Origin of the sequence: Iodobacter sp. CM08 (genome assembly GCF_033446605.1) — a bacterium.
Lineage (GTDB): Bacteria > Pseudomonadota > Gammaproteobacteria > Burkholderiales > Chitinibacteraceae > Iodobacter.
Map to the genome: position 1 here is coordinate 83,364 of NZ_JAWQUO010000001.1, position 13,766 is coordinate 97,129.

A 13,766-nucleotide genomic window follows, 5' to 3' on the forward strand; every position below is an offset into this window, starting at 1 on the left:
ATCCAATTGCTGGTTATCAGAATGTGGCTGAAATGACCTTTCAAAAACATCAGATCTATCTCTCTATGATACAGAGGAATTTAATCTCTGCTTGAGGTACAAGATACGTGGTCACTATAGAAGCTTAAATATAAATTTTAGCCATTTATCGGCTTTAAATTAAATAACTTAAATTATTATTCTTACACAATAGAGTGCAGGTTTTTGTAAGAATAAAGGCTTTTTAATTGATGCCGCAGCTTGATGTGCAGATGAAATATTCTTTATATGGAGCTATTGATAAAAATTAAATTATTATTGCTATATGCTTGGCTGGTATTTTTTATGATTAATTTTTCCTGATTATTCCTTTTTCTTAATGGGCCGGTGTAGATAGATTTCTTGAGTGTTGGGCTTGATTTTTAAATTTGTGTGGCGAATCTCAATCCAAGCCTATCAACTTAAGATTTAACCAACATGTAGGGTGGGCAAGGCGGTTTATCTTGCCCACGCGGATACGCGGCGTGGGCAAAAAATGCACCCACTCTACAATTTTTTAAATGCTTGCAATAGTGCAATCCAAGTTGAAGCCTGTGTAACAATTAAAACATTCCCCTTAAGTTGATAGGATTGGGGTGAAGCCCGCGAGTAATGCTGAAAAACGCAGGTTTTCAGCCGCTATATGATATTTATCATGCGCTTGAAGAAATGCATAATCAGACCGATTTTTTTGCTTTTTTCCCATTTTTTAATTAAATTGATTAATAGGATTTTTTAATATATTTATATAAAATAAAAATTCGTATTTGATAAATAAAAAAATACCAATCCTTTGTGAATAGGGTATTTTTTGCCTTATGGTTTGATGGATAGCTTTAGTGCCACAAAGAATCACCACGCAGCAGCTCCAAGCAAAACAGGTATTAATCGCCTACCCAAAGGATATTTCCCAAGTTTATGATTCAACGTATATTTTTCATAAAACGACTGGAGTGGGCATGAGTAAAAAACTATTAGGCACAATTTTTGCGCTGTCTCTACCTATGGCAGCACAAGCGGGTGATTTAACGGCTCGCGTCGGTGATGGCTTTTTTGGCGCCTCATATGAAGGCAGCATTCTATTATTAACAACGAGTGCAGATTGGTTGAGTAACGATGGCAAGGGCAATATCGGTTCATTAGGTTTAGGCGTTCAAGCGCCGCTGGGTATCGCTAAATTTAAAGCGGGTGGTAAGTTGGTTTATATGAATTTAAAGCATCAAGACAACCATTACGCTGCCGCTTTAGGTGCTGGGGTTGATATCCCTGTTGGCGCATTTACCGTTTATGGCCAAGGCTATTTCGCGCCATCTGCATTATCGAGTGATGTGGACTATTACAAAGAAGCCCGTGCCGGTGTGCGTTGGGATATGACAAAAATGCTCGCCTTGGATGTGGGCTATCAATACGCTTATGTGAATGGAAAAGACCGCAATCCATCGGTGACCATGGCCAATGGCGTTTATGCAGGCGCGCAGTTTAGTTTTTAATGCGCGCCTTGTCTTATTTAGTAGATGGGTTTTTCGAGGCCCCTTTAATCCAACTCTATCAACTGAAGGACACTGCTGATCGTTAAACCCTTAGCGATCAACTTTGATCTCTCTATTGCAAGTATTGAAACACCGTAGGGCGGGTGAAACCCGCGTTTTTTAGCATCGCTCGCGGGTTTCACCCGCCCTACAAAAATATTTCGCTTAAGTTGATAGAATTGCCCTTTAATCAACCTCCCGAATCACCCTCATTTTTAAAGTCATCAGCCCCATCATCGCGGCCAGCAGCAGGCCAAATACGGGCAGCACCCATTCAATGCCGATATGCATAGAAAATAGCCCAGTCACTAGTGCATAAGACAACGGTGCCAGCCCCATAGATGCCATAGAGTTCAGGCTCATAATCCGTCCCAGTTTTTGCCGCTCGGTATAGTGCTGAATCAAGGACATCATCGGTATATTATTGGCCGCCACCCCAAGGCCGATGAGGACTTGCAGGGCGAGTGCTAGCGGCAGCCAATTGGCCAGCGCTAATGTAGCCAGCAGCAGCCCTTCAATGGCAATCACCACGGTAATCATCAGCAGGCGTTTTTTGCTCGGCGGGTAAAGCGTAAGCAGCAGGCCACCCAAAACCATGCCTGCGGCAAAAGCGCTTTGCATAAAGGACAGCGTGCTGGCATTGCCCTGCAGTAAGTCGGTGACAATAATTGGGATTCCTAGCCCCAGCGGCCCCATAAATAGCAGATTGGCTGCGGCATAAACCAGCATCAGTGCGCGTAATACCGGCGTTTGAATAGCGTATTGCACGCCTTCTTTTAGCTCGGCCAGCATATTAAAACGGGCTCGCCCTGCGAGTAGGGCCGGTTCGTGAATCATTGCTATGGCGATCAGGCCCAGTGCCAGCATGATGCCGGTGAGGGCAAACACCACTTCATAGCTAAATAAGGCCAGCATCGCACCGCCCAGCACGGGGCCAAACACGAGGCCAATCTGATTGGTGGTCAGCATAATGGAGTTAGCGCGGGTTAAATCGTTGTCGGCCACAATATTGGGCACGAGTGCATCGCGGGCGGGCCAGAAAAACGCATCCAGCGCGCCATAAATCAGGGCAAATACAATCATAATGCCCATGCTAATTTTGCCTGCCGCCAAGAGGGGGATCATGGCAAACAGCAGGAGTACCCGTAAGCCAACCGAGGCCAAGATAATATGGCTGCGTTTGATTCGGTCGGCCAATACGCCGCCTACCGCCATTAGCAAAATGCGCGGCACTGAGCCCGCTATCATGACCAGTCCCAACTGCTCTTTAGCGCCCAGCGTGTTAATCACTAGCCAAGTTTCTGCCAGCATAGCCACGGCCAGCGCAAAGTTGCTGACAATGCTGGCGAGCCAGAGTAAGAGGAAATTGCGATTAGACAATAGTGCCGGTGCTTGCTTCATAGATCTCAGAATCGGTATGTTAGAATTGGTATTCTGATATTAAGTGTTGGCAAGCTTGGGGCGGTATGCTCTGCTTGCGTATTTACAATGATTCTTACTTATTCACCATTCTAAGGAAACCACCATGGCTTTTCGCAAGATGACCGAGCTTGAATTAACGGGCAAAAAAGTACTGATCCGTGCCGATTTGAATGTGCCGGTAAAAGACGGCGTGATTGGTGATGACACCCGTATTCGTGCTTCAATCCCAACGATCGAAGCCGCCTTGCAAGCCGGTGCTGGCGTGATCGTAATGAGCCATCTGGGCCGCCCTACAGAGGGTGAGTTCCAGCCAGCAGACGATCTGGCCCCTGTCGCAAAGCGCCTTGGCGAGTTGATGGGCCGCAACGTGGCCGTGGTGAATGATTTTAATGGTTTTGTGGTTAAGGCAGGCGAGCTGGTCTTGCTGCAAAATGTGCGCTGCAATAAAGGCGAAAAGAAAAACGCTGACGAGCTAGGCCAAGCCTACGCTGCGCTGTGCGATGTATTTGTAAACGATGCCTTTGGCACGGCTCATCGCGCCGAGGCCTCCACTCATGCCGTGGCTAAATTTGCCCCGATCGCCGCCGCTGGCTTATTAATGGCGGGTGAGTTAGATGCGCTGGGTAAAGCACTGAAAGCGCCAGCTTCACCACTGGTGGCGATTGTGGCGGGCTCTAAGGTATCGACAAAACTGACGATTCTTGAAACTTTGTCAGATAAAGTGGATTACCTGATCGTAGGCGGCGGTATTGCGAATACGTTTTTGCTGGCCGAAGGCCATGAAATTGGTAAATCTTTAGCCGAAGCCGATCTGGTTGAAAACGCCAAGCGCGTCATCGCCAAAATCCGCGCCCGTGGTGGCGATGTGCCATTGCCTAGCGATGTGGTGATCGGCAAGCAATTTTCACCGACTGAGCACGCTGTAATCAAGGCCATTGGCGATGTAGCAAGCGACGATATGATTTTTGATATCGGCCCAGATACTGCTGCAAGGCTTGCAACCGTATTAAAAACCGCAGGCACCATCGTTTGGAATGGCCCGGTAGGTGTGTTTGAATTTGATCAGTTTGGCAAAGGCACCGAAGTGATTGCCCGCGCGATTGCTGCATCGCCTGCGTTCTCTATTGCCGGTGGTGGCGACACGTTAGCCGCGGTGGCAAAGTACGATATTGCAAAGGATATCAGCTATATCTCAACCGGCGGCGGCGCATTTCTTGAGTTTTTAGAAGGCAAAGTATTGCCAGCGGTAGAAATTTTAGAGCAGCGCGGCGCTTAAGCTTTGGCGGGGTTTGTTTCGCTTAGGGCGGGTGAAGCCCGCGTATTTGTAGGGTGGCAGGTTTATGCCCACGTGGCTATAAAGCGTGGCACGACCGTTTGCCCACCCTACAAGTGGGGGCTTTTCAGAAGAAAATTGAGATTGCGTACGTCTTTTAATAGACGGCGCTTTAGCTCTCTCAGTAAGATTAACGCCAGCAACGATGCTGGCGTTTTTTTCGCCTGCTTAAATTTAGAGAAGAGGATAAGCAATGACCACTCGGCCCCCTTTTATCAAGCACTGGCAAGAAATTCAGGCAGAAGATAATGCCTGTTATGCCAATAGCCAAGAAAAACTATCCATAGGTTCGCCCTTTGGCCGCACTTTTGGCCTGACCCGCCTTGGCATCCATCACGAGTTATTACCGCCTGGCCGTCGCACCTCATGGCCGCATGCTGAAAAAACCGAAGAAGAGTTTATTTACGTGATTGAAGGCACCCCCGATTGCTGGGTAGATGGTGTCTTGCATCGCTTAGCTCCTGGCGATGGAGTGGGGTTTGTGCCAGGCACCGGCATCGCCCATACCTTTATTAACAATACCAAGACGGATGTTCGCCTGCTGGCGGTGGGCGACACCAACCGCGCCGATAATAAAGTGGATTACCCGCTGGACGCTAAGAAAAACCTCGCCAATGGCGATTTTCACTGGCACGACGCGCCTAAGCAGCCACTGGGGGATCATGATGGTTTGCCCGATCAGCTGCGTGAATCAAACGGGCCTTTTTAAACGAGGCATGGTAAGTGCAAAGCTGCGGTTTTTCACTGCAAGTGGTATTACTCACCGTACATGGAGCATGTCGAAGTCATGTTTTGGTTGGGTGGTTTTGCAGTGTAGTGGCTTTGCTAGCCACCGTAGCGTGGCAAATTCAGTGAGTTCTGCCACTTAAAGCTTGGCAGAGTGGTTTTAGCGTTTTCCCGAATGATGTAATTCCGAATGCCGTAATTCCGAATTGGGCTGAAGCGGATATAGATCTACTATGTGTTGCATCGCAGCAACCTTTTTCTGGATCTTCGCCATGTCCCTCGTATCCCTACGCCAAGTTCTTGATCACGCCGCCGAACACGGTTATGGCGTTCCCGCATTTAATGTAAATAATCTTGAACAAGTGCAGGCTATCTTACAAGCTGCCGACGCCACTTCTAGCCCAGTGATCCTGCAAGCCAGTGCCGGTGCGCGTAAATACGCGGGTGAGCAATTTCTAAAAACGCTGATTGAAGGTGCGGTTGCTAGTTACCCACACCTGCCTATCGTGATGCATCAGGATCACGGCGTTAGCCCTGCTGTTTGTCTAACCGCCATCAAAATGGGTTTTACCAGCGTGATGATGGATGGCTCTTTGATGCAGGATGGCAAAACGCCTGCTGATTACGCCTATAACGCAGCCGTGACGGCTGAAGTAGTGCGCATGGCGCATTCCTGCGGCGTATCGGTTGAGGGCGAGCTGGGCTGTTTGGGCAGCCTTGAAACTGGTATGGGCGAAGAAGAAGACGGCGTGGGTGCCAACCGCGTATTAAGCCACGCCGAAATGCTGACCGACCCACAAGAAGCGCTGGCTTTTGTAAAAGCCACCGGCGTAGATGCACTGGCAATTGCCATCGGTACCAGCCACGGCGCGTATAAATTTACTAAACCACCTTGCGGCGAAGTGCTGGCAATTGACCGTATTCGCCAAATTAACGCCGCCATTCCCGATGTGCATCTGGTGATGCACGGCTCATCCAGCGTGCCGCAAGAATTACTCGAAGAAATGCGTAAATACGGTGGCGAGCTCAAACCAACATGGGGCGTGCCGGTTGAAGAAATCCGCCGCGCCATTCAGTATGGCGTGCGCAAAATCAATATCGACACCGATCTGCGCCTAGCCATGACCGCCGCCATCCGCCGCCATCTGGCGATGCACCCAGCAGATTTCGACCCCCGCGCCTACCTAAAACCCGCCATCGTCGCCATGCGCGAAGTCTGCGAAGCCCGCTACGACGCCTTTGGCGCGGCAGGGATGGCAGAGAAAATGAAACCGGTCTCGCTAGAAAAAATGGCGTTGCGGTATAACAAGGCTTAAGTAGTATTAGCTGTGAATAAAAAGGGTGAATACAAGAAATCGTATTCACCCTTTTTATTGAAGGCCGTAAGCCGTATGGCTTTGTAAGCTGCTCAAGCAGCTCTGCGTGCAAGGTTTGCCTTGCACTAATTCCAACATCACAAATTGCTATCTACAGGACTTGAAGCCCTAAACCACCGCCGCTATGTCAACACCTTCCAAGATTACAAATTCATCCTGTTCAACCAAAAACGAATCGAAACCATTGCCGCCAACCAATACCACCAGCTCAGCCAACCGCAAGATCACTAGCACGTGTAAACAGCAGATAAGAAAAAGCCCGCAGGTACGGGCTTATCTTTACAAAGCAAATTCTCAAAAATTCAGCAAACAACAAGTTGAGTAACTATAAAGATTAACTCTTGAATCAGGTTTGATTTAAATTAAATAGCAATTACCATCTTAAACGTATCAGATAATTTTTCACGCTCATTTTTGAAATCACTTTCATATAGTGTTTTATTACTATTTGAGAAGTAATCCACATACCTAATCGACCATTTTTTTCTTGTTTCGCAAAATATTTCATCATGGTGGATAACACCATTTCTTAGCAAACGATGATAATGTAGATCATTTTTCAAAGTGGAGCTTATTAACCCATCACTAAAAGCTAGTTCAATAACATCTTCAAAATTCAAACGATTCACCTTACTACCTAGACGTGCTTTTAAATGATTATCCATTTGAGCTGTTTTTTGTGCAAATAACCCGCGTAAATTATTAATTTCTTCTCGCTTTGTTAATATATGGTCGATCAAATCAAGAATAGGCGTGTGCCATGCATCTCCTCCAGTACCTCGACTAACAAATGTAAACCGAGAAAATAAATTCGGGTCTTTTTTGTTAAGCAAGTCCGCAACAAGAAAATCAACAATTTTATTAACTGATGACCTAGTATATAAAACAAAATCACATATAAATTTTGACCTTATCGCTAGGTAATACTCAACACCTGCATTTTCAGAGTTTTCCACACCTGACACAGAGGCAGCCCCCAGATTATTATCACTCAGATAAAGATCTATTCTGCGATTTTTATTAGGAGAGGATAACGCTTTACTTGCTTGCTCAATACTATTATAAGTATCCACTTTAGCATCAAATCCCTTACTTGAAATTCGCGCCTCCAAAGCCGAAATCAACTTCTTCGCTGCATAATTATTCTCATCATCGTGAATTTCATCATCAACTAAAACCACATTAAAATCTAAACGCATTTAATTTTCACACCTAGAGATAGTAAACAATACCAAACCCGCCGAATTACTTGCCTTAACTTCAAAATTAATTCTAGTTAAAAAACTGCGCACTTGATTCAAACCAATCCCTGTGCCATTTTTCTTGCTTGAAAAACCAAGCTCGAAAATTTTATCAAGAATATCAGGATTAATTGCCTTGGAATCACTAGAAATTTTCAAGCAATCTTCATCGAACAAAAATTCAACAAATTTCGCATTATGATCTAATGCATTTTGATAAAAATTTTCAAACATCATTACAACTTCAACAGCATTACTTCGAACAAGCCATTTACTATAAAAATCTAGATCATTCATCACGCAAACAACATTAATTGCTCCATGATTATTCTGTAATTTATCATCTTTAAACCAAACAGCCAGATCAAACCAATTAATACCTTGGGGAGACCTGAGATCAATCTCCGTCCTCAACAATAACTCTTTAAAAGAACGTAGTTCTAATTCAGTTCGCCTAATCTTGCTCAGCGCTTTTAAATATAAATTACTTTGCGCTGTTGGAATGATAGAAGCTAGAGCATTTAAATCATCAACAGCGCCGCACAATCGGTCAGCCATACCAGGTAAATGATGACCCAACTGTTCAGCATATGAACTTTCTGCTCGTTTTACCGACAAATTTTTATTCTGCCGCAGCAGAGTTTCTATCACTTCTTGTTTTACATCTAACTCTTGTTCTTTGACAACATTTTCTTCTTCTAAACGAGCTACATTTTTTATTATTTTTTCCACCTGTTTCTTTTCTTTTGCAGGCAATTTTGATGCAATAATTTGCAGTACTTTTTTCTGACTCTTCTCTTCCAATTCAAAACTATCAGAAAAATATTTAATATAAAAATCACCATTAACTTTGCTCGTCAAGCTTTTTGCGAATCGCTCTACTTCATTTTTCTGAACAGACTCAAAAAAAACTTCCCTGCCAGTTTCTTTAATCTCACCCCACTCTATTACACCAATATACCGCTCAAGTAGTTTATGAGCATAGTCAAAATATAGATCTTTTAATGCTTCAAGGTATGCATTTTCAATAAAACCACTATTACGAGACGATGTTTCCATAAACCGTGAATTCAGATCTTTTATATCAATACATCCAAGTATTTCTCGTGTGCCAAGATGCCGATAATAACCTTGAGATTTCCTAACGTTCACACCAAACAAATCATAGTCAGCATCACCATACGGACTGACCCTAAAATTATTTTTATATATAAAAATATTTCCATAATTTACGGGTTCAACTCCCATGCGACGGGTAAATGTGGATTTAGCACTCGTAGTCAAGTAATTTATCGTGATGAATATTTCAATATCAACAAGACTAGTGTCATTATTTTTTTCTAAGGTGTATATATGCTGACCTCGATCAAAAAGGCTAACTTCTATCTTATTACCTACCTTAGTTTCGATCGTTATGCTTTTATTTTTCAATACTTCTGAAATATTACTTTTAACTAAACTTTCCTTAGGAAATTCAATACCAGCGACTACCTCATAAATTGAGATCAAATCCAGACCGCAGTAAATATCAAACCCATCAAAATCTAAGAATGGGTTCTTTAATCTTCTCAAACTTTCAACTGTTTTTGTAACCGCATCTTCATTCCAAATATGACGAAGATCAGCAATACATAGCTCGGTGTAATGGGTATCAATCTTATCAATACTAAGCTTATTAGATAGGTATTCAACCTCAACATCTTCAAATTTTATTTTTTTTGATTTTTCAAAATCTTCCCAATTAACTTTTAGCACATGCTCTTCTAATTCACCACTTTTTTTTGATTTTATTGTTAACGATTTACCTAAACTATCACAGGAAAAACGGCCAACACCTTTAGATCCAACAAAAGCTCTACTTTCATTAGAATGACCTTCTTCTTTTTCAGAGTATGCCAAATGCAACCATTTATCCTCTAAATCGCTTTTGGACATTCCTATACCGTTATCACGGACAATAATATTTGGTGCGCCCCCCAAAGACTCAAAAGACACAATTACTTTACTTGCACGAGCATCATATGAGTTTTTAACCAATTCAAATATTGCGACAAATCGATCAGTAATTAGATCTTTTCCAACAATATTTTTAATTCCAGAACTGGTAATAAAATGCATTTTCTCAACATCACTCATACTAACTCCAATTATTCAAGTTCTTTAGTATTTCAGTTGCTATCGCTTTTGCTAACAACGGTGGAACTGCATTGCCAACAAGCGTATATTGTGGTGTTTCAAACTTTCTTCGATCACCACCTGTTGTTCTCTTTCCCATGAACTCAAAACTATCATCAAACGACTGTAATCTTGCCATTTCACGCACGGTGAGAATTCGATCTTTTTGATAATGGATAAGGTCATCTGGCAATGTTAAAACTGTCGGTGATGGCTGGTTGGCAATAATGCGTCTGCAATTCTGCTTTTTAGTTTTTAATCGGTATGCATCCATCTCATTTAAGCGTAAAAGCATATTTTTAATGCTCTCCCCTTCTTTAACATGAGAAAAGCGCTCACTCACCAATGCAGAATGTCGACTTGTTCCGTGGTTTAACAAGGTGTCCGCTTTAATAGATCCACCATACGCGGAAGGTGTCCTCCCTTTTCTTGATCGATTTTGAAATTCAGAAAAAGCAGTTTCTTTATATTCTGTTTGAATTTCACCTGTCGCGATATTTGCTAAGTCATGAATTGCCGCTCGGGCACTTATCTTACTACCAATTAATGCATCAGGATGGTTTAGCTTACTCGATACATCTAGTCGAGTACCAAGAAATATGACACGCAGTCTTTTTTGGGGAACACCAAAATCACTGGCATCTAGCACTTTAATTTTGACGTCTGGATATCCAATCGCCGCAAACTCAGAACTAAGCACATCAATTACTTTTTCATTTTTATAAAGATGATTTATACCTTGATATTCAACAAAATGTGCTGACAATATTCCAATCACATTTTCCATCACAAAGTATTTCGGCTGAACTTGAGCCAAAATTTGGATGTAGCTTTGAACCAATTTGTTTCGTATATCCAGAGGATTTCTTTGGCCTGCCAAGCTAAACCCTTGGCATGGCGGCCCACCACAAATAACATCAATTTTTGATATGTTTGAGCCTAAAAATTCATTCAAAACAGCGGGTGTGCTCAGTTCTAAAACATCGCCGCAGTGATACTTATGCTTAAGCCCTAGCTGCTTATGACGGGTTTGATAAGTTAAAGCCGCTTGTTCGCTTCTGTCGCTGGCAAACGGAATTGCAAATCCTGCTTGCAAAAAGCCCTCGGCCATTCCACCTGCGCCAGAAAATAAATCCAGTACTTGATACATTTTGTTCACATATTCCCCAGATTTTTGCCTCGCGATTGTACCACTCAAGCTTGAAGCCTCTTAGCCTGAATTTTGCATGAACTCCTCCGCGGAGTCCTGAAATAATGTTGACCCTTTTGAGTGCGAGTTCAACGCCAACTGAACCGATCAAACCATTGACGTGGCAACCACAAATTATAAGCACGACACCCAAAGCAATCGGCTGCTCTTATCCACTGGGGCAAATCAAGCCACTTACACTTACGATGCTGCAGGTAATCGGGCTAACGATAATGGTTGGGTGCTCACTTACAACAACGCTGGCCGCTTAATCAAATCCACCAAGGGCACGGCTACGCTTAGCTACACCTACAATACCCTTGGGCAAAGGGTGAAGAAAGTTGCACCAAGTGGCACCAGCTTGTTTGTTTACGATCAGCAAGGCCATTTGATCGGTGAATATCAGGCGGATGGTAAGCCTGTGCAATAAACCATTTGGCTAGGCGATCTACCCGTTGCCGTCATCAGCCCATCAGGTGCTGGCAGCAGCATCAACTATATCTGGGCCGATCACCTTGGCACACCCCGCCAGATCTCAAATCCCGCCAATGGTAAAATCATCTGGCGCTGGGATGGCGAAGCCTTCGGTAACAGCCTAGCGGATGAAGACCCAAGCAATACAGGTAAGAAATTTAGCTACAACCTACGCTTCCCCGGCCAGTATTTCGATAAAGAAACCGGCAAGCATTACAACTACTTCCGAGATTACGACCCGGCAACAGGGCGGTATATTGAATCTGATCCGATTGGTTTGGCGGGCGGGATTAATACTTATGGGCATGTGGGGGGGAATCCGGTTTCAGCGATTGATCCATTTGGGTTAGTGAGGTGTCGTTGGGTTGTAAGTCCTTTGGGCATGGCTTATCAATGCAGTCCAGACCCAATGGATGTATTAATTCCATCAAGATCACTTCCTCAGCAATTCGCTGATTTTTGCAAAGGCGCAGTGGATGGTTTTGATAAATTCAAGAACATTATATTTAATACTGGGGATAGTGTTCCAGATCGCCCTTTGCCTCGCGATAAATATGGAAATCCAGCTCCAGAAGCTGATGCGGAAGGACCACATACGCAACTTGGCCAGAAAGATGGACGAAAAGGGAAATATGGTCAAGCGCGTGAGTTTGATGTAAATGGTAAGCCAGTCAGGGATGTTGACTTTACAGATCATGGTCGTCCTCAAAATCACTCAAACCCACATCAACATGATTGGTTGCCTAATCCTACTGGTGGTACGCCACAACATGGACCGGCAAGACCATTGGAGTAGCCTAAATGGATATGACAATCTCCCCTGCTTTTCGCGCAGATGGAACTATGGTTCAGTTGAGAGAGTTACTGACGGTAATTCCCGATAATGTATATGTATGGTCGGTCATTGATTTTTATGGGATCGGAGAAGCCCCAGAAAAATTTTCTATGGAAGAATTTGAAAAGCAAACAATGATTAGACACCGTGGTTTTATTATGAATTGGTTGGAATTAAAAAGGTTTGCAGAGAGTCTTATTCAGACTGTAGATTGTTTGATAGTTGGAGCAAATTATGAGGACAATATTTCAAGTATCAAGTTAATGCAGAATGATTATAGCTCGTGTGAAATAGTAATTCAGGCCTTTGATAGCACAGAATGGGCAGTTTGGGCTCGTGATTCTACATTGGCATCTAAACTGGCGATGGCTTTTTAAATGGTTTTTGTAACCCCGCGAGGGTGTCAAACAGGCTGTCTTTATTAATCACGATTCTGGCTGTAAAAAGCACGGTAGGTTGGGCTCCTGTAGGTTGGTGTTGAGCGAAGCCCGGTAGGTTGGGCTAAAGCTTTATCAGCCCAACATTTGCATCATGGAATTGTTGGGCTGATCAGTCACCAGCCCAACTTGCCGAGCTTTTAACTACTATTACGACTTTAACGGCAACCGAACCGACCAAACCGTTGGCACGGCGACCACAAATTATAAGCACGACACCCAAAGCAATCGGCTGCTCTCATCCACTGGGGCAAATCAAGCCACTTACACTTATGATGCTGCAGGTAATCGGGCTAACGATAATGGTTGGGTGCTTGCTTACAACAACGCTGGGCGCTTAATCAAATCCAGCAAGGGCATGGTGGCTGTCAGCTATAGTTAAAACGCCCTTGGGCAAAGGGTGAAGAAAGTTGCGCCAAGTGGCACTAGCTTGTTTGTTTACGATCTGCAAGGCCATTTGATCGGTGAATATCAGGCGGATGGTAAGCCACTGCAAAAAACCGTTTGGCTAGGCGATCTACCCGTCGCCGTAATCAGCCCATCGGCTGCTGGCAGCAGCATCAACTATATCTGGGCCGATCACCTAGGCACCCCCCGCCAGATCTCAGATCCTGCCAATGGTAAAATCATCTGGCGCTGGATGGTGCTTATTAAAGTTATATTCAACTAAAGTTGGCGGCTTTATTGCTTCGTAACGCAGCTAATGATTTTTATTTTATTGATTATTTGCTTAATAGTCTTACTATGCCGTTATTTCATATCGTGTGATTATTCTGTAGGGTGACAATTAACGAAGCATATTGCACTCTATATCAATTGTTTTTATGTTTGTGTCTGCCATGTCTGCCATGTTTGGCTTGTTAGGCATTTCATGAAACTGCAAAAAAACGTTGTGCTGCTATTGCTATAAAAACTTAAATTTATATTTTATTCTTTTAATTTTTTTGTATTTTGTAAAGAAACACCCGCACCACAGAGCCCACTTGCCTTTATGATGGTGTTTTTTATCGA

Annotated in this window: 12 protein-coding genes and 1 pseudogene; 9 read left to right on the forward strand and 4 right to left on the reverse strand. The window is 43.7% G+C overall.

The annotated features are described in order from the left end of the window. The first annotated feature begins 977 nt into the window (after positions 1 to 977). Positions 978 to 1,508 (forward strand): YfaZ family outer membrane protein, encoded by a 531-nt coding sequence (locus tag R6242_RS00365; RefSeq protein WP_293936292.1) that lies wholly within the window; start codon positions 978 to 980, stop codon positions 1,506 to 1,508. 225 nt (positions 1,509 to 1,733) lie between these two features. Here the strand turns inward: R6242_RS00365 and R6242_RS00370 are convergent, their stop codons facing one another. Further along, entirely contained in the window at positions 1,734 to 2,948 is a 1,215-nt protein-coding gene (locus tag R6242_RS00370; RefSeq protein ID WP_318422589.1) for an MFS transporter, read from the reverse strand. 124 nt (positions 2,949 to 3,072) lie between these two features. On the opposite strand from R6242_RS00370, the gene R6242_RS00375 reads away from it, so the two are divergent. The 3 genes from R6242_RS00375 (at position 3,073) to fba (ending at position 6,344) form a co-directional block, all read left to right on the forward strand. After that, positions 3,073 to 4,245 (forward strand): phosphoglycerate kinase, encoded by a 1,173-nt coding sequence (locus tag R6242_RS00375; RefSeq protein ID WP_318422591.1) that lies wholly within the window; start codon positions 3,073 to 3,075, stop codon positions 4,243 to 4,245. A gap of 250 nt (positions 4,246 to 4,495) precedes the next feature. Continuing rightward, complete coding sequence (locus tag R6242_RS00380; protein ID WP_318422594.1) at positions 4,496 to 5,011, forward strand: cupin domain-containing protein; 516 nt, start codon at positions 4,496 to 4,498, stop codon at positions 5,009 to 5,011. A gap of 289 nt (positions 5,012 to 5,300) precedes the next feature. Beyond that, positions 5,301 to 6,344 (forward strand): class II fructose-bisphosphate aldolase, encoded by a 1,044-nt coding sequence (gene fba, locus R6242_RS00385; protein WP_318422596.1) that lies wholly within the window; start codon positions 5,301 to 5,303, stop codon positions 6,342 to 6,344. 422 nt (positions 6,345 to 6,766) lie between these two features. Here the strand turns inward: fba and R6242_RS00390 are convergent, their stop codons facing one another. From R6242_RS00390 to R6242_RS00400, 3 genes are read right to left on the reverse strand one after another with little or no spacing between them, the layout of a single operon-like run. Beyond that, entirely contained in the window at positions 6,767 to 7,603 is an 837-nt protein-coding gene (locus R6242_RS00390; RefSeq protein ID WP_318422598.1) for a hypothetical protein, read from the reverse strand. Continuing rightward, entirely contained in the window at positions 7,604 to 9,781 is a 2,178-nt protein-coding gene (locus tag R6242_RS00395; RefSeq protein ID WP_318422601.1) for an ATP-binding protein, read from the reverse strand. Between the two features lies 1 nt (position 9,782). Then, complete coding sequence (locus R6242_RS00400; protein ID WP_318422800.1) at positions 9,783 to 10,970, reverse strand: DNA cytosine methyltransferase; 1,188 nt, start codon at positions 10,968 to 10,970, stop codon at positions 9,783 to 9,785. A gap of 160 nt (positions 10,971 to 11,130) precedes the next feature. On the opposite strand from R6242_RS00400, the gene R6242_RS00405 reads away from it, so the two are divergent. The 5 genes and pseudogenes from R6242_RS00405 to R6242_RS00425 all read left to right on the forward strand — a co-directional run bounded on the left by R6242_RS00405 (position 11,131) and on the right by R6242_RS00425 (position 13,425). Next, complete coding sequence (locus R6242_RS00405) at positions 11,131 to 11,439, forward strand: hypothetical protein (RefSeq protein ID WP_318422603.1); 309 nt, start codon at positions 11,131 to 11,133, stop codon at positions 11,437 to 11,439. Between the two features lie 129 nt (positions 11,440 to 11,568). Beyond that, positions 11,569 to 11,820 (forward strand): annotated as a pseudogene (locus R6242_RS00410) (RHS repeat-associated core domain-containing protein); the annotation flags it as partial. Positions 11,821 to 11,892: 72 nt separating this feature from the next. Further along, on the forward strand, positions 11,893 to 12,279 hold the full coding sequence (locus tag R6242_RS00415; protein WP_318422606.1) for a hypothetical protein: 387 nt from the start codon (positions 11,893 to 11,895) through the stop codon (positions 12,277 to 12,279). Positions 12,280 to 12,284: 5 nt separating this feature from the next. Continuing rightward, positions 12,285 to 12,695, forward strand: a complete 411-nt coding sequence (locus R6242_RS00420) for a hypothetical protein (RefSeq protein WP_318422609.1) — start codon at positions 12,285 to 12,287, stop codon at positions 12,693 to 12,695. A gap of 460 nt (positions 12,696 to 13,155) precedes the next feature. Continuing rightward, positions 13,156 to 13,425: a hypothetical protein gene (locus tag R6242_RS00425; protein ID WP_318422611.1), complete on the forward strand. Its 270-nt coding sequence runs from the start codon at positions 13,156 to 13,158 to the stop codon at positions 13,423 to 13,425. Positions 13,426 to 13,766 lie beyond the last annotated feature (341 nt).